The organism is Mesorhizobium atlanticum (genome assembly GCF_003289965.1).
GTDB lineage: Bacteria > Pseudomonadota > Alphaproteobacteria > Rhizobiales > Rhizobiaceae > Mesorhizobium > Mesorhizobium atlanticum.
The window spans coordinates 167,332-192,945 of the sequence record NZ_QMBQ01000009.1 but is presented as its reverse complement, the minus strand read 5'-3'; the positions used below and the strand labels follow the sequence as shown (position 1 = coordinate 192,945).

The window sequence follows — 25,614 nt, the reverse complement described above, 5'->3', positions numbered from 1 at the left end:
GCGCCCGTCAGCATCCTGAGCCCAATTCGCGACAGGCATAGCAACGTCAGCCTATCTTTGTTGTCAACCGCAAGATTTGATTCCGCGACCAATCCCCAATATTTTCATGTGTGAATGTGGCAGCCAGGCTGTGAGTGAGACTGGATATGCAAATTACGGCTATCCCGGACCACCCTGCTCCGGCCAAGAGTCTGCTTGACGAACTTAGCATGCTTGCGATAATTAGCGCCATGGACAAAGGCAAAAATGATCTGGGTCCCTATCTTGCAAGGGTTCGCAAGGGCCTTGGACTGAGTCTGCGCACGGTCGAGGCGGAAACCGATGTGTCAAACGCCTATCTCAGCCAGCTGGAGACGGGCAAGATCAGGACGCCTTCCCCCACCGTCCTGCATACCTTGGCGCTGCGGTACGAGGTTTCCTACGAGCGCCTCATGGCCCTGGCTGGCTACCCGGTGCCGCATAGCTCTGTCGATGATCCGCCCGCCCGATCGCTGGACCTGGCCGCCCGACTTGGTGACGTTTCGCCGGAGGAAGAGGAGGCGCTCGTCGACTTTCTCAGTCTGATCCGAAAGCGTGAACGGGGCCGCTCATGAGATGGTCGTACTCATCCGCCCGGATGTATCGCCAGTGTCAGCGCAAGTGGTTCTACGCCAACGTCATGGCGTCGACCGGGCGTGTCAAGGACGAAGCCCGGTTGCGCGCGCGGCGCTTGAAGAGCCTGTCGACCCTATCGGCATGGCGGGGCCAGATCGTCGATACTGTTATATCGGAGCGAATTGTGCCGGAATTGGATTTTGACGAGCGATTGACTCTGCGCCAAGCGAAGGAGCATGCAAGGCAATTGTTCGATAAGCAGCGTCAATTCGCGGAAACGCACCGAAAGGAAGACCTGACACTGGTCAAATCGCATCATGGCGATGCCTTTCTTTTGCTGTTTGAACACGCTTATGGTCGTGACGTTGCCGTGGCGGACTACGACGCGGCATGGGACGACATCGTTACGGCGCTGACAAATCTCTATCACCTCGATGACTTCCGAGCCGGCGTCGCCGCCGGCTGGAGTTTCCATGCGCAACCTCGGCTTCACTTCAACATCCTTGGCAATCTTGAGGGGAGCGCCTTTCCCGATCTGATTGTCTATACCGGTGGCGCGCCGATCCAGATTATCGACTGGAAAGTGCATGCAGATGGGGCCAACGATGCCCGCGATCAACTTGCAAGTTATGCCATTGCGCTCAGTCGGATGGACAAGCCTAACCGCGAGTTCCCGGATAAATGGCAGGCGCCTCCCCACGAAATAGTCCTCAAGGAGGTCCAGCTCCTCTTGGGCGATGTGCGGGAACATGTTCTGACCGCAGCTGATCTCGAGGACGCCGAGCTATTCATGATGGAAACGGCCTTTGCCATGTCCGAGGCGCCAGGCGGCGGAAAATATGAAGATTCCGATATCGACGAATTCGATGTCGCGACGAATGCCGAAACCTGTACCACATGCGCATTCCGAATAATTTGTTGGGAAGACGCCCGTCATGCATGAACCGGACATGCTTGAAACGAACCTTTATCGGCTCGGCGGTCTGGAAACCGTCGTTGCCCGCTACAGGCTCTTTGAAATCATGGGCAATGATGTCCCCGGATCCCTGTACTATGCCGGCGTGACCAGGTTGCAGCGAACGCTCACGCGCCAATACCAGCGGCCATTTGCCATCTTGCAACGTGGCGACACCATGAATCTGGCGGTGCCCGAAGACGTCGCCGACAATATCGCTTTGCATCACAACCTTGTCCGGTGGGTTGCGTCACTAGAGCCGGTTGGCGATACCGTCGAAATCGATTGCTCGGCCGATGGCGATGCGCTCGACCCGATTCGGCTTCGGTTTTTGAATTTCATTGTTCAAACCCCGCTCTACAAAAACAATGGGCTGTGGCGACCTCGGTCGGGCGACGCGTTCTATCACCGAGATCCCGCGTCCAGTCGCGACGGAGTGGAGATCTTCGAAGGTGTTTCCTTGCGGGTCGTTCCTTACCCGCGCGGTGGTTTCGGCATTCTGCTGGAAGCGAAGACCAAACTAATCTCCGCTCGTCCCATAGGCGCCGGTGCCGACCAAAACACCATCCGCGGCATGAAGGGCTCATCCTGCCTTTATCGCATGGGGGATCAATGGTTCGAAATAAAAATAAGTGGCGCCGGAAGGTCAGTCAGCGATCCTATCCTCTTTGAGAACGGCAAGGCAATTTCGCTCAAGGAGTACCTCCACAAGAATGCCCAACGTCCGATCCCCAAAATTCTGGTAGACCTCAAGGGCGATGGCGCGGTCGTGAATTATCGCGGATCTGAAACAGCGCAGGTCAAAGCCGCCCCCGCCGAGCTCTGTTTTCCTGTCCTCGACACGCATTCCAAGCGAGGCGCTTACCTTCAAAGGCAGACCATTCAATCGCCGGGCGCACGTCGATCCAAGGTATTCCAATTTAAAAGAAGCTTTCTGGATAATATAATATTCGGCAATGCGCGTATCACGGTTGCCGATCATGCGGCAGAGCTTACGGCGCGCCCCTTTGCTTTGCCCGATATTCTTTTCGGCGGCGGGCGCCGGCTATACGGTACCAACCCCAACGGGGGCCGGGTCGACGTTCGCGATTACGCAAAGAGCCGCCGCCGGCTTCTGGAACAGAAAGGCGCTGGCTTCTACGAAGCCTCCCCGCTCGAACCACAGGTCCTTATTATGCCCCAAAGCGTGATGAATGCATGGGGGCCGGCCTTCGTCGAGGACCTGCAGGACGAGGTCGCCAGACTGTATCCAGGCGGAGGCTACCGCCCAAAGGTCTTGTCGTTTAACGACCTCAGTGCACCGGTCAACTCTGCCAACCAGGCCAAGGCAATCCTCGAGCTCGCGCAGACAGGTAAACTGACACCAGGCGACTGCGCCATCATGCTCCATGCCAGTAATGGGCGGGCGCGGATGCAGGACAAGCTTCCGGCACTGTTGATGAACAAGCTTCGCACCGATTACGGCATCAACGCCGCCGTCTTTCACGCAACGACGCCCGACATGGCTTATCAACGGGTGGGCAGTGGAGCGGACGCAAAGTATGTGCGCAAGCCGGACCCCGCCGGACGGTTCGCGGGGTATCTGACCGGCGCCGCCCTCAACAAGATTCTTATTCCCAACGCGAAATGGCCGTTCGTCCTCGCGGCGGGGCTTGCGGCGGACGTGGTGATTGGCATCGACGTCAAACACCAGACTGCAGGCATCGTTCTTGTTGCTGATGGCGGTCGCATTATTCGCCACAAGCTAAAGACGTCCAGCAAGCACGAGAAACTCTCGGCGGGCATCGTTGAAAGCCTGCTGACCGACATGCTGCGCAGTGAGGCACAATATCTGCCCAGGCTGGCCAAAAGGATCGTCGTGCATCGGGACGGGCGCGTTTTCCCAAGCGAGATAGCGGGTCTGCAGTCAGCCTGCAGGGCGCTCGCCCAGGACGGCCATATCTGCGAAGATTTTGAACTGAGCGTGTTTGAAATCGGCAAAACGTCTCCGGCGCCGCTGCGACTTTTTAAGGTTCACAAGTGGCCGGCTCAAAAGCCCGACATCTTCAATCCCGGCATGGGAGAATGGATGGTGCTATCCGAAGGCGAAGGCCACGTCTGCACCACGGGTTGGCCGCTTCTACCTGGCGGGACTGCCCGACCATTGCACGTTACACGCGCCGCGGGAACGCTTTCCATGGAGGACGCCCTCCACGATATTTTTCGGCTGTCCTGCCTTACCTGGACGCGGCCAGAAAGTTGCTCGCGGTTGCCGGTATCCTTGAAGCTTTGCGACACCTTCCTCAAAGACGAAGGCGCGGAACACGATGAGGACGACATGCTCCATGAAAGCGATAGCGTTGAGTTGGAAACGGCATGAGTACGCTGTCGCTTATAAGCGGTGCGGAATCCCTCGCTGCATCCTTCCATCTCTTGATCGATGAAATCCTCATGTCGGCCGATGCGGCTGTTGCTGACAAAGCTGAAAAACTGGCCGGAATGCTTCGGGCCGCGGCGGCCGCTCGAGATGGCAATGCAAGTCATGAGGGTTTGTTGCTCGATAGCCTCCTTCGCGATGCTCAAGGGAATTCCCGTGCAGACCTTGGGCACCTTGCGGTGGCCGTTGCAAGCCATCCAATTCCTGACGACGCGTTGCACGCGCTTGCCGATATCGCCAGGCGTGTAAACTCTGAGCGCGCCGCGCTCTCGACGCGGGCCAGCTCTTGGTGATCGCCGCCGCGTATTTGCGCGGGGCTATCAGTCACGCGATCAAGCGTGCTAGGGATCTTATCGAGATTGCACATTCAGCAGGCGGGCTCGAACTCAGGGCTCTTCAGGGCAAATGCGTGGGAGAGTTGAACAATGCGGTTACCCTGCTGGCCCAGGCGCTCGAAAGCCTTGAGGCGTCGCCGCGCGACATAGGAGCGATATCGCGAACATATCAGGCAATTGCCAAGCATATTTCTGATGTCGAACGTCTCGGTGTCTTTGCCTTGAGCAACACATCCTCCGACGACGCCGATCTGAACCGGCTCTTGACTGCCATTTGCATGGAAATCCGCTACCCGCTCGTGACACCGTCGGTCAGCCACACATCGCAGGACTATTTCGAGATTTCCTCATCGTTCAACCTCCTGCGGGTGCCTCTGCTCGAAGGCCGCTACTTTCTGCAGCTTCCGGACCTCTATCATGAGCTCTGTCATCCCTTGGTCGCTTTAGAAGGCGTTACAAATCCTAGGCTAGATCCCCTGTCAGACGCCTTTCGAAAGATTAGGAACGAGCGGGGTGTTGCGTTGGACGGCGCCTCGGTGCGCGCAGAACGTCGGCGCGGCGGAGCCGACATGACGTTTCGGTATGCACTTTGGCGCAGATGCTGGATTGAAACGTGGTGTGAGGAGTTTCTATGCGATGCCTTCGGGGCATTTTGCGCGGGACCCGCCTATGGATGGACCAACTACCATCTCTGCTTTCGAAGGGGGAAGGGCATTTTCCAAGTTCCGCGCACCAGTCTTACATCGCATCCCGCTGACGACGCACGAATGTCGGTGATCCTTGCGGTTTTGCGACAAACCGGCTGTGAACAGGATGCCGAAGCGGTCGAGCGGGCTTGGCAGGATCTGGCGAGCGATCGGATTTCTGGAAAGACGGTCCTCTTTGACCTTTGCTATCCACCCGAGGTCTTGCAGGGCATAGCCAGCGCCGCTGTCACTGCGTTTCGGGAGTGTGGAATCATGGGGTTCAACATCCAGGACCCTCCCAAGATCTCAGGCGTGCTCCAGGACGCTTGGCATATGTTCTGGAGCCCGACGACACCATACGACGACTGGGAAAAAAACGCTCGGGCACGTCTTCTTCAGGAAATTCGCTAACGGACGAAGAAATCCCTCAACGGCCGACTAGCTTTACGTTCTTCGAAGGCTTTGTCTGCCAAGAGCCGCAATGTTTCTGTTGCACCACGCGACGCAAGGTCCAGTGATTTGATGGCTTCAACCTGGTTTTGCGCGGGTTCTTCGTCAATGCGCAAGAACCGATTTCGAAGGAGGCTGTCCATTTGAGACAATACCAGATGTTCTTGCGCTGCCATGATCGTTTGAACAAGCCCACGGCGTGCTATCCACGAAACGGACCCAGGCGCTCGGGATTTGTCATGCACCGCAGCGCCCTGCCGGCGGGATGCGGTGCCGATCGAAAGCTGATAGACCTCCTCCATCCGCGCGTGACCGAAGTTCAACGCGTCGATCAGTGCGATCATGTCTGGTGCGTTCGCCACCAGGCCGCCATCGATGTATTCGCTGGGGCCTATCTTCTTCGTCGGGAAAAATGTCGGCGCTGCCGCGCTTGCGAGGATGGCGTCCTCGATGCTTACGGAACTGGCGGATTTACCCGCGATGCCCTTGGAACGAAAGATGCTCGTTTCGCCTGTGGAGTAGTTGACGGCTGTTATTATGAGCGGTGGGCTAAAGTCGCTGAGTTGCGTTGTGGCAACAGGCTTGCCGAGCGTCTTGCGAATGGCCTCAAGGATTGAAATTGGCGAATAGGGTGCCGCGACCACGTGTTGTTTTATGCGAGTGGTGAAACTGCGCGCAAAGATCGACGGTCCGTAATCCTCGATTGTTGCAGCCAAGGTCGTGGCTGGAACGGATGCTGAAAGGCCGGCTGCAAGAAGCGCGCCGATGGAGGTGCCAGCGATGATACCAAAACGGCTGCTGCAGCGAGCCTTGAACGTCGACTCGCACGCGGCGAGAAACTCGGCGCCGAAGAGTCCCCGATAACCCCCACCGCTGAGCGCCAATATCTGAAAGCGTTTGGGAGCCGTTTGCGTCATTCTACCTGCGCGAAAACTTCTCGGGGTTTTCTACAGCGAGCCCCGGGATGCCTGCGTGCGCATCCTGATGGTAGTCGACGTAGACGAACGGGAAATCTCCCCTCCCAACTAACGCCGTGGCGATCTCAACTTTCGTCGCGCTTGGCACATCGTAAAGCCGACCGTCGGGGCTTCCATAGGTGATCTTCATATCGAGCAGATCGCCCCAGCGTACCGCAATTCGATGATCCATCGCGATTATCCGATCATCGCGAGCGAAATCTTCGAAGAACCTGTTCGCCTGGTCGATGAAATCCCTGATCAAGGGGACTGGATACGCGGCGGCTTCGGGCTTCGCCCGTGCCGCAGTCAGTGCCTGTTCAAGCTGCCATCGGATGGTCATTGGCGTCACGGCACTGATGCAAATGTCGTCTGCATAGATGCCGCGCGCGTCCGCAGCTTCCAGCCAAAGCTCGGCATCAAGGTTACGCCTCTTGATCACGTCAAAGACGCATTGGGAGCTCATCAAATAGCGCGACATGGGCGACGACTAAAATACCCGCCCACGCCCGCCGATCGCCTCCTCTTGAGACCGGGGTTCCAGACGCATCTTCACAAAGCTTGCATCGAGTGGCTTTAGCTGCGCCAGCAATGCACTAGCCGGCCTTCGCCGTGCAGTTTTGCGTTCTGTCCCCTCACGAACCGAGTCGATAAGCGAAAGTATGGTATCGGAAGATAAAACGAACGCTGCATGAGCCAGGTTGTCGACACGCCCGGCCCTTGCAATCACATAGGCCTGCCCGGACTCGAGCGCGCGTTTGCGAAGATGGTTCATACTCTTATTTGCACGCTCTTCAGGGACGACCTCCAATTCGATAGGTGGGCACACCTGTAACGCCTCCAGAAACTCTAGTTTTTGCCGGCTGTCCGGCATTTGCTCCACAAAACCCAGGAGTGTTTTGGCAAACTCACTCATTGGACCGTTCCTTTGTCGGCTCCACGGTTACGATCCGTATGTAGCGTCAGGGTCGCTCGAAAGCAAGGACAATCGAGCGAATTAGAGCGGCTAGATCTGTGATTGAACCGTTCTGACACCTTTCCGCTCGATACGGCTTAGAACCCAACCAGCTTGGTGTTCGCTATTTGTGCTCTGAAAGTCGCATAAAGGGCAGCCTGGTGTGATGTCCGGAATTATCTGGCATTTCATGGGGTTTACCATTCCGGAATTATGGGTCGCGGATGTTCGGACTATGCGATTGAAAACAAGAGGGTTTTCAGGCCGAGGATAGGGTTCCCGATCCGAATACCGGGTTTACCAATGGCCTTAATGACAGCTAATTCTGGACTGGCATTAAGTGATTGGATTTGCGTGGAATTTAGGCGCCCCTATTGGTCAACCCGCTTACGGTCGGCAACGAATTGGTCAACCCAAGACCCCAGGATTGGTAAACCGAAGCAGCAGCCCTATCGACCAAGGTTCAGCCCTGTACCTCCCCACAATCCGTCGAGACAGATGGCATCAGAATCTCAGCGTAGGCAACGTGCGCACGACAGCGGCGTCCTGACTTAATTCCGGACTGCGACAGATAATTCTGGACGCCACACCAGGTTTACCAATGCCCTCAATGACAGTTAATTCTGGACTGGCATTAAGTGGCTGGATTTGCATGGGATCCCTTGTTGGTAAACCCGCTTACGATCGGCAGCGGATTGGTCAACCCAAGACCCCCAGGATTGGTAAACCAAGGCCGCAGCCCTATCGGCCAAGGCCCAGCTCTCCCTTCCACTGTCATCCGTCACCCTTCCACACCCTCGCGAAACGAACTGCGACCAATGGCTGACATCCGCACGGCTTCATGAGGCTGCGTGAAGATCCAAGGTTTGGCTGTCACGCCAGGGACAACTCGAGCTGCTACCCGGTGGTTTCCGTTCCGCCGCTAGGGACTAGCGCACGATGTCGAGGAAAGAATTCGTACCACTCAAGCTGCTCGCCGAGTCGGCAGGAATCTCGCGGCAGGCGGTTTGGAAGGCCTGCCAGCGTGGCAACTGGCGAGGGCACGCCCTGGAGGTGCGCGTTGTGGAGGGTAAGGGTGGCAACGCGGGCAAGCATTATCTCGTCAGTTTGGCTTCCCTCTCACCCGAGTTGCAACTCCGGTTAAAGCCCATTGAAGCGCGGGCTCAAAACCGTCCGAAGCCGATTGCAAGCCGGGGCCGGCGCGGCCGAGCGGATCAAGGCAAAAAACGCGTCGTCATCAGCCGGCAGTGGGATGCTCTGGTACCGTTCGACGCTGTCACCAAGGCCCAGATTGCAGAGGATCTGAAACAGGAAATTCGAGGCCTTTTGGCGGCCGGCGCAGCCTGGGGACATGTCAAAAGCTTGGCGCGCAACTTTCTGGCAGAGACCACCAGGTCATGGGATTCCGCCCCAATGATCCAGCCAGTTTCGAGCCAGCTTGTTCGATCCCGTGGACGCTCGTTTCGCAAGAGATACATTATCGGAAGGTCCACCAGTTCCGTACGAACCGCAAAGCCTACGAGGACAGCCGCCCACGCGGTCGCCGCTCCGTCGAAGGCATGCGCCCGATGGAATTGGTCGTCGGGGACGTGCACCCGATCGACATCCACCTGAGGCGGGCTGACGGCTCGATTTGTACTGCGAAGTTGATCGCGTTTCTCGATTGGGCGCTGGCCGCGTCTGGTGTGATCTGATCGCATTTGACAAGCGCGGCGGCGTCAACAATCGTGACGTGATCGAAGTCTTCGCGGCCATGGTGGGTCATCCTGCCTTTGGCCTGCCTAAAGCCCTCTACATCGATAACGGCAAGGAGTACGGGTTCGCGACGTACCTCGACGACGCCATGGCACTGGCGGTGCCCGGATTCCATGGGCCGGGTCGCTCGATGCGAGTTGTCAACACCTTGCCCTACAACGCCCCGGCAAAGCCAATCGAACGCTGGTTCGGGGACTTCGAGTCTCGCTATCTGAGCACGGTACCGGGCTGGATTTCCGGCAACCGTATGAACAAGCGCCAGGAGGCGATCGGCCGGACGGTTGCGCCCTATGGCACCTTCGAAGATTTCGTTCCGGCGTTCTTCGGTCTCCTAAAGGCCTATCACAGCGTGCCCACGGGAAAGCAGAGCGGCCTCAAGGGTCTTTCGCCCAACGCCATTTTTCAACAGCACGTTGCTACAGGATGGTCAGCGATCACCATGAGCCGGGATGAAGTGCGCGCGTCCGTAGCGCGCCGCGTCGAGCGCACTGTGATTCAAGGCGCGTTCCAGATCCGTGGGCGTCGGTGGTCCTGCGAAGAGCTGTGGCAGTATACGCACGATAAGGTTCTGGTCTGCGAGCCGGTCTATCATGCGCCGGCCGAGCTGCTTGTGCTGGACATGAAGGGCAACAGGCTCGGGATCGCCACCCCCGATGTTGCACTTCATCCGCTGGATCATCGGGGCGCCCAAAGCACGGCAGCACGGGCGAGGGCGCATCGCAGCGCGATCGTGGAGATGGCTCGCTCAGTCCCGAAAATCGACGTTGCAGCTCGGCTGATAGCTCTTGGTCAGGCTCAACCTGACATCATCCCCAACGAGCCGGCGGGCAAAGTGTTGCTCGATCCGTCTGATCGGCCGGCGCGGATCGTCATGCCGAAGAAGCCATCGAACTCCGAAGAACGCCGACGCGAACAGGACGAGCGCATAGCCGCTCAGATGAACCTAGTGAAGAGGATCGTCGGATGACGATATTCGTTGAAGCCCGGGCTGCGCTCGCCGTGCGGGCCGCCTTCGATACGGCGGTCAAGATGCGATATCGGTGCTCGCGATCGGCAAATCCGGACTCGGAAAGACTGTAGCGCTCAACTGGATAGCCGCCCAAAGCGGAGCTGCCTATTGGGAGGTTGCGCAGCACACCAAGGCCATCCGGCCCGATGTTCCTGATGCTGCATGACGCCTACGGCGTCCAAAGTGACAGTAAGCACACATACGATCTTGCCAAGGATTGCATGAATTTTTTGGGCTCCCGATACGGCCCGTCGCGTCCGTTGCTGGTGGACGAATATCAGAACTTCACACCCACTGTTTTGCGGGAGCTGCTGCATCTTCAGGAGCGGTGCGGCTTCGCTTTACTGCTCGCCGGCAACACTCATCGGTTAGCGGGCACGAGGCGTGATACCCACGCTGTGGATCATATCGAAAGCCGTATCGGCATGCGTTTCGAGATCGGGCAGCCGACGCGGGAGGACTGCGTGAGGATCGGCGCGGAACACAACGTTGAGGGAGCCGACGCCTACGAAGCGATTGTTATGTACGGTGAGAACACCTCCCTTCGCGCGCTTTGCCATCTCCTCCAGAATTGCGCTGCCGGGACCAGCGGCTTCGGCAGCATTCGTCTTCCCGTATAGAGACCACGCTTCGCGGCATGTCGTGCGGCAGCGATGCGCTCAAGCTTTTGCACGAGCGCGGAAACGACCCCCCAAGATCGGTATAATTCCGGACATCGACAGATAATTCCGGACGGCACACTGGAACTGCCCGCGGGCGGCAAGCACCCCGGCTCCCCTTGACCAAGAAGTTCCCCAGATCATCTGCTCGATAGCGAGGGCCTAATTGAGCAGGAAATCGGCTACCATGATGCCCAGGTGTTCGAAAAGGCCAATCGTGGGAGTCTTGCGTGGGCCAGCCCGCACGAAGTCCGCCGATTGGCCGCGAGCCGGTCCGCCAAGCGCAGAAACATCCATTTGTCAGTCTCACCCGGCGGGGGAGCGGATTTGATGAGCCTACGTGATTCCGGGTCGGAAGTAGCAAGGCCGCCCGCCAAAGCGATCACGTGACAAGGACCACCCGATAAAAGTTCCACTTGTCAGTGGAAGTGGTGTCCTTCGCGGGGCGATGGATGAGATGAGTTCGCAATGTACGCAGCACCGATCGCATCACAACGATCCGGACGCGCTATAGATTGTTCCGCCTCATCTTCTGATCCCCATCAAGGCGAGGGCCAAGAGCGAGAGAAGCACGAGCCCGCGAAAGACGTCACAAGCCGGCGAGCGGAAAGTTCAAAGCGCTTGACTTCAACACGCCGAATAGAGAAGCGCGACAATCTGGGGATGAGACGAGCCTCACCTTGCGCACCCTGTGGCTCCAGACCGGCTGCAACCTGCCAGGGCAGGGCTTGATTAAACCGGTGGGGCGGCGTTTAGGCGGGCCCGATGACAAGCGGTTATCGGAGGCCCCAGAAATACTCATTTGAAGACCTGAAGCTTAGTAGATTATTTGGCACCTCCGCCGCCAGGAAAGCCTTGTCAAGGATGTGAGGCGCACCTCATCCAAGCTGCGATGTTGATGGACCCTTGGGTGGCGGGTTCCCAGGCTGCGAGCCCGCTTCTACCCGTGGAGGCGAGGGGTCGCACATCGCCTTGTATCAGGCAATCAGGGAGTGAGCATGTGTCGATACCTCGACGAAAGGGGTTCTGGACTATCATAGGCCTGCTGGCTGTACCGCTGTGGGCGCTGTGGCCTCTCATGGCGGTAATTGCGAGTGATAGCCTCCCGACATTTCAGTTTTCGGCAATCAACTATGCGGTAGCCGCCTCAACGTTGTTTTTGTCTTCGAGACGTCGGCCGTATACGTCACGGATGATCAACCAGCAGCTGGTATCCATCTTGATGGTCGCCCTTGGGGTCTTGGTTGGCAATGTCCTTTTCCTCTATTCGCTGAAGTTCATTGCGCCCGCCCAATCAAACGTCATCGTCTACCTCTGGCCGGTTATCCTCGTCGTACTTGCGACTGCTTTAGGCCTGATGACGTTTTCCCCAAGGCACATCTTGTCCGTGCTGCTGGCTTTGACCGGCGCGGTGCTGGTCATCGGGCCCGACCTCGCGACGGGATCGTGGAAAGGCGTAGTCTTAGCCTTCGGAAGTGGGCTCGCTTGGGCCGTCTTCTGCGTTTATCGGATATGGCAGGGCCCTGACGCACCGGACGCTCTGATCGCCGGCCTGACCGTCTCATCCGTATCGGCCATGGTTATACATTTCATGGTCGAGACGACGACGCTGCCGACACCGCTGAGCCTTTTCGTCGTGATTTTCACTGGCGTCTTCCCCCTGGCGGTCGGCGCTCTATGCTGGGACTATGGGCTGCGCCGGGGTGACAAAGTTGTTCTCGCGGTGTCCGCTTACGCTACGCCACTGGTTAGCATTTTGATCCTCGCCGCGTTCGGTCGTGCCCAGCTCACGGCAGGTATCCTTGTGGGCGCAACCTTGATCGTCGGCGGGGGACTCGTCTCTTCGCGCCAAGTTAGAAGCCTATAGCCAAGCCTGCTAGCGTGTTCGGCTCACCAATCGAGGGTGGCAGTCAATCTACGCCAGCACCTTTTTGCAGATACACAAAACGGCTCGGCCTGTTGACACCCGCTCCACGTGTCGGATGGTCGGTCTCGGCGCCACGCCTGTCAATATGGGAGCGCCACGTGATCAGCCCCGGCAGGTTGACGGATTGCAGCCGTAGACCTGTCGGAAGCACTTCGAAAAATGTGACGCCGAGGCGAAACCGCAGGCAACCGCTATCTCGACGATCGGCAGGTCCGTCTGCTGGATAAGACGCTTGGCGCGTGAAAGCCTCAAGGTCATGTAATAGCGCATGGGTGAGGACGAAACGCAACGCGCGAAGAGCCGCTCGATCTGACGGCGCGAGCGGCCGACGCATCTGGCAATATCGCGCAGCGGCAGTGGATCCTCCACATGCTCCTCCATGATGCGGATAATGTCGGCAAGTGCCTTTGACGTGATCGTTTGGCTGCCGGTGATCGTCCATTGCCGGTCGGATGCCGAGCGCCAGTGCCCGGCCGTCGTATGTCTGCAGACAGCCAGAGCTATCTCTTTGCCGAGCTGCTCGCTGATCAGGTCCATCACCAGATCGAAGGAGGCAAACTCGCCGGCGCAGGTGGCCAATTGGGCTTCGCGTACGAACAGGCGGTCAGTTACCAGGAGGCGCGCAAATGTCTCGGCAAGAGCCGCTCGTTTGTCCCAATGAATTGTACAGGCGATGTCATCGAGCACTCCGCTCTCAGCCAGCAACCATGTCGCCGTACCCAGCGCCACGAGCGGCGTGCCGAAACGCTTGCACAGACGAAGCACTCTGCTCAGGCATGCCGAGATCTGCCTTTCGACCTGCTCCCCGGCACAAACGATGACCATGCTGGGCCCCTTGCAGGCCTGAATGCTTTCGGCCACTCCCGCAAAATCGCCGCCAACCGCAAGGGTCAACCCGCTGGCGCATTCAACCGGCCCTCGGTCAGGACTTACCACCGTCCATTCGAAAAACCGACGCTCGGCAACCGCATTTGCGAGGCGCAGAGGCTCTACGAACGAAGATAAGCTGAGCTGGGAAAAGCCTGGAAGCGCAAGGATGCTGACCCGAAACACTTCGTCACGACCCTCGATTTGTGGTCGGCCAGCGGTCCACCCCACGACGCGCGAACGATCTCCCGCTGAAAAGGGCGCATTCATCAGATCACAGGTCCTCTCGATGGCGATCAGCAGCTCGGCTCGCGAACGCCGACGCATTCACTGTCGGCTAGCCCCGTGCATTATGCCGGCGCTTCATGAAATCCTTGGCGGTTTCGACCGCCACCGCGGCGTCGCGGCAATAGGCGTCGGCCCCGACGGCCTTGCCGAACTCCTCATTGAGCGGCGCGCCGCCGACCAGCACGACATAATCGTCGCGGATGCCCTTTTCCTTCATCGTGTCGATGACGACCTTCATGTAAGGCATGGTGGTGGTGAGCAGCGCCGACATGCCGATGATGTCGGGCTGGTGCTGCTCGATGGCGTCGAGATATTTCTCGACCGCGTTGTTGATGCCGAGGTCGATGACGTCGAAGCCGGCGCCTTCCATCATCATGCCGACGAGGTTCTTGCCGATGTCGTGGATGTCGCCCTTGACGGTGCCGATCACCATCTTGCCCTGCTTCGGCGCGCCGGTGGCGGCAAGCAGCGGACGCAGGATCGCCATGCCGGCCTTCATGGCGTTGGCCGAGAGCAACACTTCCGGCACGAACAGGATGCCGTCGCGAAAATCCTCGCCGACGATGCGCATGCCCTCGACCAGCGCTTCGGTCAGCACCTTGTAGGGCGCCCAATTGCGCTCGAGAAGGATATGCGTGCCTTCCTCGATTTCTTCCTTCAGACCGTCATAGAGGTCGTCGTGCATCTGCTGCACAAGCTCCTCGTCGGAAAGCTCGGAAAGGATGATCTCGTCTTCGGACATGTCGGTCTTGCCTCATTGTGGGTCGAACAAGAAGGTCGGTACCCCATTCACTGGGGCACCGACCAGGCTTCCGGCGAAGCCTTGGGAGTTGATGCTGCCGAAGAAGACCTTCTTGCAGTGCTTGAGCTTTGTAGCCTCTTCCGCCTTGTGCCGAACAGCCGACCGGCGCAAAAAACGCCTGCCGTCCGTCACGCGATCCCTGGTCGGGCAATGACTTTTATTTGTGTGACCAGATCACCTCCACTATGCTCAAGCTGCGGCTCGGAATTACTCCGGTCGAGCTTGCGCAATTGAGATCATTGATATCGACTGCTGCCATGCTATAGAGAAAGCGACGAGGCGCAATTTACTTTTTGTCGGGACCGGTATAACAATTTATCATGTCGAAGGACTATCGCAGGCTTCCCTTGAGCGCCCTTCGGGCATTTGAGGCCGCGGCACGGCATTTGAGCTTCACCAAGGCTGCCAACGAGCTTTCGGTTACCCAGGCCGCAGTCAGTCGCCACATCCTGACGCTTGAAGACCATCTGCAAGTCCAACTGTTCAATCGTGGCAACCAGAAGGTCTCGCTATCGGCTCCCGGAGAAGAGCTGTTCGAGGCGGTGACGCTGAGCCTCGGGCATATGGCGGCGGCATTTGACAGCGTGCGCAGGAGACAGAAGGCCCAGCCCCTGACCGTCGGCATGCCGATGTCCTTCGCGACCCTGTTTATGAGCCGCCGGATCGGCGACTTCGTTGCCGCCAATCCGAAGGTCGATCTCCACCTGGTTTCGCTCGAGCGCAGCCCGGCGCCGGCCACGGACGGTTTTGACGTTTCCGTGGTCATGGGCCATCTGCCGCGCCCTGGCTTCACGGCGACCGAACTCTTCAGCGAGGAGGTCTTTCCTGTTTGCAGCAAAGCCTACCAGCCGCACTCACCGCAAATCCTGACGCCGACGGATCTGGTGAACGAGGTGCTTTTGGTCATGGACGACCAGCACTGGTCCGCCTATCCGTGGTCGCCCTTCGATTGGGTGCACTGGCTAGAGCAGTTCGGGGTCTCCCCTTCCTTCAAGCGCACCATTACTTTCAACAATTATCCAACCATGATGCAGTCAGTCATCAGAGGCTACGGCATCGGCCTGGGGTGGCGTCACCTGGTGAGCGACTATGTCAATGAAGGTACGCTGATCAGGCCTCTCGGCGAAAGTTATCTCACCGGCAGAAAACATCATCTCGTGATACCGGACACCGCGATCGGACGCGAAGACGTCCAAATCTTCCGAGACTGGCTGGTCGAAGAGGTTCAGGAACTTAAGCCTGCCGCGCCTGCGCCAAGCGCCGAGTTCGTTGGCGCGGCCCCGGGGCTTGGCCAGGAATCGCCGACCGCAACTTCGAAGCCGCGTCCGAATGATAACATTTAGTCGGCCGCGTATAACTATTTCTTCGGTTGTTTTGTCGCGCCCGCGTGACTAGCGTCCCTTGAAGTGACAGGGCCACAACTCGCGATGTGGTGAAATCCCTGTCGGGAGTGAGTGGGCCAATGCGATCCGGACTGCGGCTGCTTCAGCTGTTCGGGCATGGTGCAGTGCTGCGCCTGCAGCCAATCCGTCTGCTTTTTGAGGAATCAAGGCGGCGTTGGCACCATCGCAATGGGCGGTTTCCAGAAAACTCGAGGGTGGGTTTTCTGGTCGAAAGGAGCTTTCGTTGAGTCTGGCCGATATCTTAGATCCATTCAAAAGCTGGCACTTGCCGTTCAGTCAGTGGGTTCAGGACGTCTTGACCTGGGTGGTTACGAATTATCGACCGCTGTTCCAGACCTTGAAATGGCCTTTCGACAAGCTGCTCACGGCTTTTAACCTTGGGCTAAACGGCATCCCGCCGCTTGTCACCATCGTGTTCGTCGGCCTGGTTGCCTGGCAGATCGCCGGGTGGCGCCTCGCGCTCCAGGTGGCGGGCCTGTTGGTGGTTGTCGGTCTCCTCGGCATTTGGGGTGAAACGATGACGACATTGTCTCTCGTGTTCACGGCAGTGGTCTTTTGCATGATCGTCGGAATCCCGCTCGGCGTGATTGCCGGTCGCAGCGAACGCGCGGCGGCGATCTATCGGCCGATCCTCGACACAATGCAGACGATCCCCTCATTCGTGTATCTCGTGCCCGTCGTCATGCTGTTCGGGATCGGCAATGTGCCGGGAGTGATCGTGACGATCATCTTCGCGCTTCCGCCCGTGATTAGGCTGACCGCATTGGGCATCCGGCAGGTCCCCGAAGAAGTCGTGGAGGCCATGCGCGCCTTCGGAGCCACGAACAACCAGCTTCTGTTCAAGGCTCAGTTGCCGCTGGCGCTGCCGAGCATCCTGGCGGGCGTCAATCAGACCTTGATGATGTCTCTTTCAATGGTCGTCGTTGCCTCCATGATCGCCGTCGGCGGCCTTGGCCAGATGGTCTTGCGCGGGATCGGTCGCCTGGATGTCGGCCTCGCCGCGACCGGCGGGATCGGCATCGTTATTCTTGCCGTCATCCTCGATCGCCTGACGCAAGCCGCCATGTCGCGACGCAGACAGTTCGGCCACGTCGCCTGGTACAGGCGGGGACCAGCATCCGTGTTTACCACGATGCTCAGACCTTATAGCCCCTCCGCCACACAAGATTGGAAGGCGGCCGGCGCCGAACTCCTTTCTCAAAACAAAGGGAACGACTATGAGCGGCCCGCATAACGCTGAAGCTCTGTGCGTCAAGTCCCGCAAAGGCCACTACGATCAACGGGAAATTGGCTAGCGAAACAATAGGAACGCTGGTTCGCCTACCATCAGCCGTTGTTCGGCCGGGCGAAACTTCTCAACAGTGGAGCTTACCTTTGAAAGCGCATTCCGTTGAATTCAAGGACGTGTGGAAGGTCTTCGGGACGGGCTCCAAGCTCGATCTCGCGAGCGTCCAGCGCAACGATCTTTCCAAGGCAGCGCTCCTTGAGAAATACGGCTGTGTTGCAGCTGTTGCCGGTGTCTCCTTCAAGGTCGAGGCGGGCGAGATCTTCTGCGTTATGGGGCTCTCGGGAAGCGGCAAGTCGACGCTGGTCCGGCATGTGAACCGCCTGATAAAACCGAGCTCCGGCCAGATTATCGTCGGCGGCGAAGACATCAACCAGAAATCCGAAAATGAGATGCGTGAGCTGCGCGCGCGTACCATGGGGATGGTCTTCCAGAACGTCGCGCTGCTTCCCCATCGCACCGTTCGCGACAACGTCGCGCTGAGCCTGGAGCTGCGCAAGGCAAGCGTGCGGCAGCGCCGTGAAATCGCGGAGGAAAAGCTTGAGCTCGTCCAGCTTGCCGGTTGGGGCGACCGTTATCCCGATCAGCTTTCCGGCGGAATGAAGCAAAGGGTTGGGCTTGCGCGGGCACTAGCGGCCGATCCCGCGATTCTGTTGATGGACGAACCCTTCTCTGCTCTTGATCCGCTCATTCGGCGGGAATTGCAGGATCAGTTCAAGGCGTTGTCGACGAAATTGGGAAAGACCACGCTGTTCATCACCCATGATCTCGATGAAGCGGTCCGGCTCGGACACCATATTGGTGTCATGAAAGACGGCAAGATGCTTCAGATCGGTTCGGCAGACGAGATACTCGGCAGCCCGAATGACCCCTATGTCGAGAAATTCGTCCAGGGAAGCAGTCGTTTGAAGCTTCTCAAGGCCGAGACGGTGATGTTGCCACTCGAAGAGTTCAGAACCGTGGGGCAGGGCCAGCCCTTGGCCGATGCCCCGCGGCTGAGACTGGATACGCCGATCGAGGAACTGCTCGGTCTGTCCAACCGACATGGCAACACGCCGATGGTCGTGGTCGACGATGGCGGTGCAGATGTCGGTGTGATCACCGCATCGTCAATCCTGCGCGGCGTGCATGAGCGTCTTTAGGCACACGAGACATTGAAGCGCCACGGCTGTCAGGGCTTGCCGCCGCTGTTGCCCCGCAGGGTCAACGGCAAGGCGCTGAATCCATCTGCGGCACGGGTCAGGCGCCAATGCTTCCTTCGCATTCCGACCCCGCCGATGCGATCGTGGGAACTCTTCAGGCTGAAGCCTCTCGGGCGGCTTTGAAAGCATTGCAGCCTAGCTTCTGAACTCGGAGGTCGCTTGTGTGATTGCCGGCACCGCACTGGAGCTCGCTGGGGCCCTCTAAAAGCGGTTTCTGCACGCCGCCTTTTGGGCGTCAGATTCTGAAACCTGGATGAGATCGCGGCGCAACCTACCTATGCGCCGCCGGCAGAGGCTTGGCGATTTGCAGGCCAGGGATCATGTGTGACGGACGATGTCGGCCGGATACGCTCATAACCTCAGTTCATAAGTTACATTATTTTTTTGTTGGTGGTTCGCGTCATCGCCGAGCCGTATATTGCCGACTTATAATCAGGGATAAAAAAATGTCGGCGAGATCAGGCGGCCGAGGCGCTCGGCAAAAAATGCGTTCTGACAGAACGGTTACTTTCATGCCGCCGCTTGAACGCGGATTGCCCTATATGGATCTGCTGAGCCAGGAAGATTTGCTTCGGGTTCATAATATATCCATGCAGATACTGGAAGAAATAGGCATTGAATTCCGTGATGACGAGGCGGTCGCGCTATGGCGCGCGGCCGGCGCTGCCGTCGACGGCCAGCGAGTGAGGATTGACCGGAATCAGCTTCTGGAGCTGGTCGCCAAAGCTCCCGAAGCATTCACCGTGGTTGCGAGAAATCCAGCCAGGACGATCGGTCTCGGCGGCAGAAGAAGCATCTTCGTTCCTGCCTACGGATCGCCTAACGTGCTCGATCTGGAGGGCAGGAGGCGGAACTCTACGATCGAGGATTTCAGAAACTTCGCAAAGCTCGCCTATCAGGCGCCAGCAATCCACATGACAGGCGGTGTGCTGTGCGAGCCGATGGACGTCGCCGTCCCCAAGCGTCATCTGCACATGAACTACAGCCTGATACGCTATTCCGACAAGCCGTTCATGGGTGCGGTTACTTCGCGCGAGAGGGCGGAAGACACGATCGCCATGGCCAAGATCGTGTTCGGCGATGAATTCCTCGAGGACAACACGGTCCTCATTTCGCTTGCCAATTGCAATTCCCCTCTCGTCTGGGACGCAACGATGCTCGATGCGGTCAAGGTATATTCAGCCAACAACCAGGCCATGATCTTCGCTCCGTTCGTTCTGGGCGGCGCCAGCACCGCCGCAAGCACCGTTGCGGCGGTTGCGCAGCTCAACGCCGAGGCCCTTGCCGGTATCGCCTTTGCACAGCTGGTGCGGCCTGGCGCGCCTTGCATCTACGGCCAGTGGCTGGCGACGGTGTCGATGAAGAGCGGCGCGCCGATGGCCGGCACGCCCGAAATCTGCCACATGAACTTGCTGGTCGGTCAATTGGCCAGGCACTACAAGCTGCCCTGGCGCTGCAGCGGCAGCAACACAAGCTCGAAGCTCGTGGATGCTCAGGCCGGTTATGAGGCCGCGCGCAACATGTACGGTGCGCTTATCGCCGGCGCGAACTTCGTGCTTTCCACGACCGGTTATCTCGAGGCGGCTTTGACCCAAAGCTACAGCAAGTTCATGCTCGACGCCGAGCAGATGGTGATGTTCTACAAGCTGGGACAGGGCATCGCCTTGCGCGAGATCGACGAAGCGATGGATGCGATCCGGCAGAGCGAGCCTGGGTCTCACTATTTGGGAACCGAGCACACGCTGAAGAATTTTGAGCATGCCTTTTTTGTCCCCGAATTGATGAACCACGACAGCTTTGAGCAGTGGTCGTTCAACGGTTCCAAGGATGCAAACACGCGGGGGCTCGAGGCAGCAGCGCGGGCGCTGAAGGAATACGAGGCGCCGCCGATCGACGAAGCCATCGACGAGGCGCTTCTGGACTTTATAAAGCGCAGGGAGACCGAAATCGGCGATGCCGTGCTCTAGCGCGGCCGGCTATGCCGCGGCGGCCGCCGCAGTGACGGCATGGATTATCGGGGGGATTACGAGGAGAAAGCCGCAGGGTGTCCGTCTGGAATGGAAATTTCTTCGGTACTGGCCCGTACGGCCTCGGGCCTGGGTGATACAAGCGGGATCAGGCCCGCCCAATCGAATGGCGAAAACCGATGAACGCACCAGCCAACATAACCGCCAGCACCTCACCGGTCCGGCTTGACGGTCCGGCTGGCGGCTGCTCGACGGAGTTGCTGGTTCTGGTTTTACCAGGGTTCTCGCACCTCGCTTTGCATGCCTTCCTCGAACCGCTCCGCATTGCCAACACGGTGTCGAGATCGGAGCTGTTCCGGTGGCGGGTGGCAGGGATCAATGCCCGTGACGTTCTGGGTGCCAACGGCATCTCGATCGCCGTGGACACCACGATCGGCGACCAGCAAGCTTCGCAAAAGCCGGATTATCTGGCCGTCGTTGCAGGTGAACAGGTGGAACAACAGTTCACGCCACAGCTCAACAGCTTCTTGCGCACGGCTGTACGGCACGGTGTCCCGGTAACCGCCGTCGGGACCGCGACGTGGCTGCTCGCCCAGACCGGTCTTCTGGCGGGCGCGCGCTGCACGATCCATTGGTCGCGGCTCGCCGCCTTTTCAGAGGTGTTCACCCAGCCGCGAATCCGGGACACTCTCTTCATCAGGGACGGCCAGTTCTCGACCTGCGCCGGTGAATTGGCAGCTTTCGATCTGGCCGTCGATCTCATTGCCAGCCACGCCGGCGCCTTCATCGCGCAGGAGGTCTGCCGTCATGCCATTGTCGATGGCCAGCGATCTGGATCAAACCGCCAGACAGGACCTTCCGGTGTCGCATTTGCAGGCGTGAGCGAAAAACTTCTGATGGCCATGAGGATCATGGAGGAAAACATTGAGACCCCGCTAGCCATGGCTGAAGTGGCACGACGGGCTGGCGTCTCGCGGCGGCAACTGGAACGCTTGTTCTCCACGCATGTCGGCATGCCGCCGGTGCGTCAATATCTGCGCATTCGCGTTGACCACGCCAAGCGTCTGATCGAGGGCACACGCTTGCCCATCACCGACGTCGCGATCGCGTGTGGCTTCATTTCACCGTCGCATTTCGCCAAGTGCTTCAGGATGTTCAATGGCATCACGCCACAAAGGTGTCGCGCAATGGTTCCGGCCTGGGTAGGGCGTGGCCTCGGCTAGAAGACATTGCATCGAGGGATGCGTCCGCGTCGTTACGATGGGAGGGCTGCAGCTCTTTCGGCATGGCGACGATGTGGAAGGACCGGATAAGGTGAGAGATTATCCGCTAGGGCCGCGCCGAGCGACAATCCGTTGGCAGATTTATGCGGCAGGGAAAGCCTTGCTGTTCTGCATCTTGTTGCTCTGGCTTCTCCTCAAATTGAGAATCGGCCTTCTGGCGTAGTTTGCCATGCTTGTGCCCCGACCACGAGATCGCGAGATCCTGATTCCTCCACCAGGCGATCCGGCACGGCGAGATTCATAAGTTCCGGCATTCGATCGATATGTTCCGGTTTGAGATCGGGACGGTCCCGTGTGACGTTCCGTGTCCGCTCGATCAAGGCGTCTGCCCGGCTGCTAGTTCTAAACCAGATCCCGCAGAGGAGCCCGGATACCCCTGCAAAAGAGAATTTGGCAGATAGTCTAAATCGAATGTCAATTCGTTGAGATACGGCCATGTCCGGATGCGCTAGTGTCTTTCCAATGAACCATGGTGGTCGCCAGCTGAGCGACCTCGGCCAAGAAAGCTCCTGTGATGCTTCAGCCCGACGCTGCCGAACGAAATGACCGCGCTGACACCGTTTTTCGTCCCCACACCTCGCACTGGGGCGTGTTTTCAGCCCGGATGAGCGGCGACCAGCTAGAGGTGAGGCCGCATCCTGACGATCCCGACCCGAACGGGATCATCCAGAATTTTCCCGCGGCATTGCGTCACCGCGCCCGCGTGGCGCAGCCGATGGTGCGCAAGGGCTGGCTGGAGAACGGTCCAGGCGCGGATGATCGCCGCGGACGCGACGAATTCGTGCCCGTAGCTTGGGAGAAGGCTCTCGACCTGCTCGGCAAAGAACTAATGCGGGTTCGGGATGGGGTTGGCCCGGGCGCCATTTTCGGAGGATCCTACGGCTGGTCGAGCGCCGGACGCTTTCATCATGCGCAGAGCCAGATCCACCGCTTTCTCAATGTCGCTTGCGGCGGCTATGTGCGGTCGGTAACGAGCTATTCATCTGGCTCCTCTCAGGTTCTTATCCCCCATATCATCGGCGATCATGAGGGGCTTACGAAACGCAATGTCTCCTGGGAGCAGATCGCCGAGCATACGGAGATCGTCGTCGCCTTCGGCGGCATGGCACTGAAGAATTCAATGGTCGCCGGCGGCAGCGTCAGCAGACATGTCGAGCGCTCCGCCATGAAGCGCGCGGCGGAACGCGGCTGCAATTTCGTGCTGGTCAGCCCCTTGCTTTCCGATCTGCCGGAGGAGGCGAATGCGGAGTGGGTCTCGTGCGTACCGGGCAGCGACACCGCACTGATGCTGGCGATCGTGCATACGCTCGTCGTCGAAGGCAAACACGATCGCGCCTTTTTGGAACGCTACACCTCCGGCTGGCCGATCTTCGAGCGCTACCTGCTCGGCATTACGGACGGCCAACCCAAGGACGCGGCCTGGGCGGCGCCGCTCACCGGCGTTCGCGCCGACAAAATCATTGTGCTTGCAAGGCGGCTTGCCGGCAAACGCGCGCTGATCGTCGTCTCGCATTCCCTGCAGCGTGCCGAGCATGGAGAGCAGCCGGTCTGGATAGGCATGGTGCTTGCTGCTGCCCTGGGGCAGATCGGACTGCCAGGCGGCGGCTATGGATATGCGCTGGGTGCGATTGCCTATTACGGGCGCCGCTACAATGCCGTGCCGATCCCAACGCTGTCACAGGGGCGCAACGGCGTTAGCGACTTTATCCCCGTAGCACGCATTGCCGACATGCTGCTTGAACCCGGCGAGACTTATCGCTTCAACGGCGAAACCCGGACCTATCCTGATATTAAGCTGGTCTATTGGGCCGGCGGCAACCCCTTCCACCATCACCAGGACCTCAACCGGCTGCGAAAGGCCTTCGCACGCGTGGATACCTTGGTGGTCCACGAACTGGCATGGACGGCGACCGCGCGTCACGCCGACATTGTCCTGCCATGCACGATGACCCTGGAGCGCGAGGACATCGGCGCCAACTCCAACGACCCACTGCTGGTGCCGATGCATCCTGTCGCGCCCCCTTACGGTGAAGCGCGCGACGACTATGAGATTTTCGCAGACCTCGCCGAGTATCTCGGCGTGCGCGAGGCTTTCACACAGGGCCGGAGCGTGCGCCAATGGCTCGAGCACCTTTACGAGCAGACCCGTGCCGGGCTTTCGGAGCAGGGTGTTTCGGCGCCGAGCTTCGGCGCATTCTGGGCAGGCGAGGGGCTCCTCCTACCGCAACAGCCCGATGACGGCGGTTACCTGCGCGCCTTCCGCAATGACCCCGAGGCCCATCCGCTACCGACACCAAGCGGCAGGCTGGAAATCTATTCTCAGACGATCGCGAGCTTTGGAGAGGCCGATTGCCCCGGGCATCCGACCTGGCTCGGCTCCGTCTATGTTCCGACGAAAGACACGCCCTTTGTGCTGATCTCCAACCAACCGAAGACACGGCTGCACAGCCAGCTCGACTTTGGCGGCCATAGCATTGCCTTCAAGCACCGGGGCCGCGAGGTCGCCACTATGCATCCTGAGGATGCGGCGGCGCGCGGTATCTGCGAGGGTAATATCATCAAGCTGTCGAATGAACGCGGCGCCTGCCTTGCAGGGGTGATGCTTTCAGTTGGCGTGCGACGCGGCGTTATCCAGCTTGCGACCGGCGCCTGGTACGATCCGGCCGATCCGAACGAAGAAAAGCCGCTCTGCGTGCACGGCAATCCGAATGTGCTCACCCGGGACATCGGCACGTCTCGCCTGGCACAGGGTTGTACCGGGCAACTGACGACAGTCCAGGTGGAGCGCTTCGAAGGCAACCTTCCGGTAATTCGCGCCTTCGACCCTCCGGTCTGAGGCGGGACCATCGGCGAGTCCGATTGTGGGGCCGCCGCTACTCGGGAGCCTTGCGCCCGGCCTCGGTTGGCGATCCGGGCGTAAGATGCCTGCGCATATAAGCCTGCGGGCTGCTGCCCATCTCGGTGCGGAAGGCAAACACGAACGCGGAAGTCGAACCGTAGCCGAGCTCCATGGCAACCTGGGTGACGCCGAGGCCACCGCCCAAGAGCTCGATCGACCTGAACAGCCGCAGGCGCCGCCGCCACGAGCGCAGGCTCATGCCCAGCTCCGTGTTGAAGCGGCGCGCCAAGGTCCGCGGCGACATATTGAGCACCGTGCACCAGTCTTCAGGGCTTCGGTCATCGGTCGGATCGAGATAAAGCGCCTCGCACAATTTGGTCAGCGCCGCGCTTTTTGGCCAGGGCAAAGCGGAGGGCAGGGGCTGGACCCGCACCAACTGGTCGAGGATGAGTGTCGTCACCCGGCTCGAATAGCCGTCGCGGTCTTCCTGCCCCTCGAGTTCCGTGGCCTCGATAATCAGAGCCTGCAACAACCGGGACATCATGAAGATCGTCGGGACCGCCGGGAGGTCGGCGCCGGCTTCATCGGCAATCCACAGACTGCGGAAAACGGCTCCCAAGAGCGATCCGACACGGTGTACGACGCCGGTCGGCAGCCAGACGGCCTGATCCGGCGTGATCACGAAGGATTCCTTTTCCGTATAGACCGTCAGCACGCCGGAGATCGCATAGACCAGCTGGTGCCAGGCGTGCGAGTGCTCCGGGAAGTAATGGCGCGCCGGGATGGACTGCGCCCGCACTGTAAGCGGCTGTGGCGGGCGAAGTCCCGAAGGGGCGGTGATCGGCTGCCAAATCATGATGACGCTCCACTTTGGCAGCTATTCTATACCGATTGTCAGGCCGTTGAAATACAGCCACATGCCATTGCGCTAACTTACCCTCACATCAAAAGCCAGACGCCTTTCACCGACGTGGATCCTTC

The 25,614-nt window shown here is 59.1% G+C and carries 21 protein-coding genes; 15 read left to right on the top strand and 6 right to left on the bottom strand.

Translation table 11 applies throughout. The features are described from left to right. Window positions 1–230: 230 nt before the first annotated feature. From DPM35_RS26770 to DPM35_RS26750, 5 genes are read left to right on the top strand one after another with little or no spacing between them, the layout of a single operon-like run. A complete protein-coding gene (locus DPM35_RS26770; protein ID WP_112130270.1) occupies window positions 231–593 on the top strand; it encodes a helix-turn-helix domain-containing protein in 363 nt (120 codons plus the stop codon). Next, window positions 590–1,537: a PD-(D/E)XK nuclease family protein gene (locus tag DPM35_RS26765; protein ID WP_112130196.1), complete on the top strand. Its 948-nt coding sequence runs from the start codon at window positions 590–592 to the stop codon at window positions 1,535–1,537. Before DPM35_RS26770 ends, DPM35_RS26765 begins: the two co-directional genes overlap by 4 nt. Continuing rightward, a complete protein-coding gene (locus DPM35_RS26760) occupies window positions 1,530–3,908 on the top strand; it encodes an argonaute/piwi family protein (protein WP_112130195.1) in 2,379 nt (792 codons plus the stop codon). The genes DPM35_RS26765 and DPM35_RS26760 overlap by 8 nt, the downstream gene beginning before the upstream one ends. Further along, window positions 3,905–4,258 (top strand): hypothetical protein, encoded by a 354-nt coding sequence (locus DPM35_RS32235; protein WP_146767993.1) that lies wholly within the window; start codon window positions 3,905–3,907, stop codon window positions 4,256–4,258. The genes DPM35_RS26760 and DPM35_RS32235 overlap by 4 nt, the downstream gene beginning before the upstream one ends. Next, window positions 4,252–5,397 (top strand): hypothetical protein, encoded by a 1,146-nt coding sequence (locus DPM35_RS26750; RefSeq protein ID WP_112130193.1) that lies wholly within the window; start codon window positions 4,252–4,254, stop codon window positions 5,395–5,397. The genes DPM35_RS32235 and DPM35_RS26750 overlap by 7 nt, the downstream gene beginning before the upstream one ends. Here DPM35_RS26750 and DPM35_RS26745 read toward each other — a convergent pair. Genes DPM35_RS26745 through DPM35_RS26735 form a run of 3 tightly spaced genes read right to left on the bottom strand, consistent with a single transcriptional unit; the run spans window position 5,394 to window position 7,308 of the window. Further along, window positions 5,394–6,353: a CBASS cGAMP-activated phospholipase gene (locus tag DPM35_RS26745; protein WP_112130192.1), complete on the bottom strand. Its 960-nt coding sequence runs from the start codon at window positions 6,351–6,353 to the stop codon at window positions 5,394–5,396. The two genes, DPM35_RS26750 and DPM35_RS26745, sit on opposite strands and share 4 nt — an antisense overlap. A 1-nt stretch (window position 6,354) precedes the next feature. Next, on the bottom strand, window positions 6,355–6,873 hold the full coding sequence (locus tag DPM35_RS26740) for a hypothetical protein (protein ID WP_112130191.1): 519 nt from the start codon (window positions 6,871–6,873) through the stop codon (window positions 6,355–6,357). A 9-nt stretch (window positions 6,874–6,882) separates the two neighbouring features. Continuing rightward, on the bottom strand, window positions 6,883–7,308 hold the full coding sequence (locus DPM35_RS26735; protein ID WP_112130190.1) for a hypothetical protein: 426 nt from the start codon (window positions 7,306–7,308) through the stop codon (window positions 6,883–6,885). 1,436 nt (window positions 7,309–8,744) lie between these two features. On the opposite strand from DPM35_RS26735, the gene DPM35_RS32565 reads away from it, so the two are divergent. From DPM35_RS32565 to DPM35_RS26710, 4 genes are all read left to right on the top strand, one after another. Further along, complete coding sequence (locus DPM35_RS32565; protein WP_112130188.1) at window positions 8,745–9,041, top strand: hypothetical protein; 297 nt, start codon at window positions 8,745–8,747, stop codon at window positions 9,039–9,041. Next, window positions 9,011–10,069 carry a hypothetical protein gene (locus DPM35_RS26720; RefSeq protein WP_146767992.1) on the top strand — a complete coding sequence of 353 codons (1,059 nt, stop codon included), beginning with the start codon at window positions 9,011–9,013 and terminating at the stop codon, window positions 10,067–10,069. The genes DPM35_RS32565 and DPM35_RS26720 overlap by 31 nt, the downstream gene beginning before the upstream one ends. Window positions 10,070–10,257: 188 nt before the next feature. Next, window positions 10,258–10,731, top strand: a complete 474-nt coding sequence (locus DPM35_RS26715) for a TniB family NTP-binding protein (protein WP_245431655.1) — start codon at window positions 10,258–10,260, stop codon at window positions 10,729–10,731. 931 nt (window positions 10,732–11,662) lie between these two features. After that, entirely contained in the window at window positions 11,663–12,637 is a 975-nt protein-coding gene (locus DPM35_RS26710) for a DMT family transporter (RefSeq protein WP_112130186.1), read from the top strand. Between the two features lie 162 nt (window positions 12,638–12,799). Here DPM35_RS26710 and DPM35_RS26705 read toward each other — a convergent pair whose 3' ends face one another. Then, window positions 12,800–13,834, bottom strand: a complete 1,035-nt coding sequence (locus tag DPM35_RS26705) for a GlxA family transcriptional regulator (RefSeq protein WP_181592151.1) — start codon at window positions 13,832–13,834, stop codon at window positions 12,800–12,802. A gap of 67 nt (window positions 13,835–13,901) precedes the next feature. Beyond that, a complete protein-coding gene (locus tag DPM35_RS26700; protein WP_112130184.1) occupies window positions 13,902–14,594 on the bottom strand; it encodes a corrinoid protein in 693 nt (230 codons plus the stop codon). Window positions 14,595–14,974: 380 nt separating this feature from the next. Between DPM35_RS26700 and DPM35_RS26695 the strand changes: the two genes are divergently transcribed. The 6 genes from DPM35_RS26695 to DPM35_RS26665 all read left to right on the top strand — a co-directional run bounded on the left by DPM35_RS26695 (window position 14,975) and on the right by DPM35_RS26665 (window position 24,630). Continuing rightward, complete coding sequence (locus DPM35_RS26695; RefSeq protein ID WP_112130183.1) at window positions 14,975–15,997, top strand: LysR substrate-binding domain-containing protein; 1,023 nt, start codon at window positions 14,975–14,977, stop codon at window positions 15,995–15,997. Window positions 15,998–16,280: 283 nt separating this feature from the next. Beyond that, window positions 16,281–17,291, top strand: coding sequence for an ABC transporter permease (locus tag DPM35_RS26690; protein ID WP_112130182.1), 1,011 nt, complete (start codon window positions 16,281–16,283; stop codon window positions 17,289–17,291). 140 nt (window positions 17,292–17,431) lie between these two features. Further along, window positions 17,432–18,484: a quaternary amine ABC transporter ATP-binding protein gene (locus tag DPM35_RS26685; RefSeq protein WP_112130181.1), complete on the top strand. Its 1,053-nt coding sequence runs from the start codon at window positions 17,432–17,434 to the stop codon at window positions 18,482–18,484. Between the two features lie 506 nt (window positions 18,485–18,990). Beyond that, the gene (locus DPM35_RS26680) at window positions 18,991–20,511 is read left to right on the top strand and encodes a trimethylamine methyltransferase family protein (RefSeq protein ID WP_112130180.1); all 1,521 of its coding nucleotides are present in this window, start codon (window positions 18,991–18,993) and stop codon (window positions 20,509–20,511) included. A gap of 179 nt (window positions 20,512–20,690) precedes the next feature. Further along, on the top strand, window positions 20,691–21,734 hold the full coding sequence (locus tag DPM35_RS26675) for a GlxA family transcriptional regulator (protein WP_112130179.1): 1,044 nt from the start codon (window positions 20,691–20,693) through the stop codon (window positions 21,732–21,734). Between the two features lie 574 nt (window positions 21,735–22,308). Then, window positions 22,309–24,630, top strand: a complete 2,322-nt coding sequence (locus DPM35_RS26665; protein WP_181592150.1) for a molybdopterin guanine dinucleotide-containing S/N-oxide reductase — start codon at window positions 22,309–22,311, stop codon at window positions 24,628–24,630. A gap of 37 nt (window positions 24,631–24,667) precedes the next feature. Here the strand turns inward: DPM35_RS26665 and DPM35_RS26660 are convergent, their stop codons facing one another. After that, complete coding sequence (locus tag DPM35_RS26660) at window positions 24,668–25,489, bottom strand: AraC family transcriptional regulator (RefSeq protein ID WP_112130176.1); 822 nt, start codon at window positions 25,487–25,489, stop codon at window positions 24,668–24,670. Window positions 25,490–25,614: the final 125 nt, after the last annotated feature.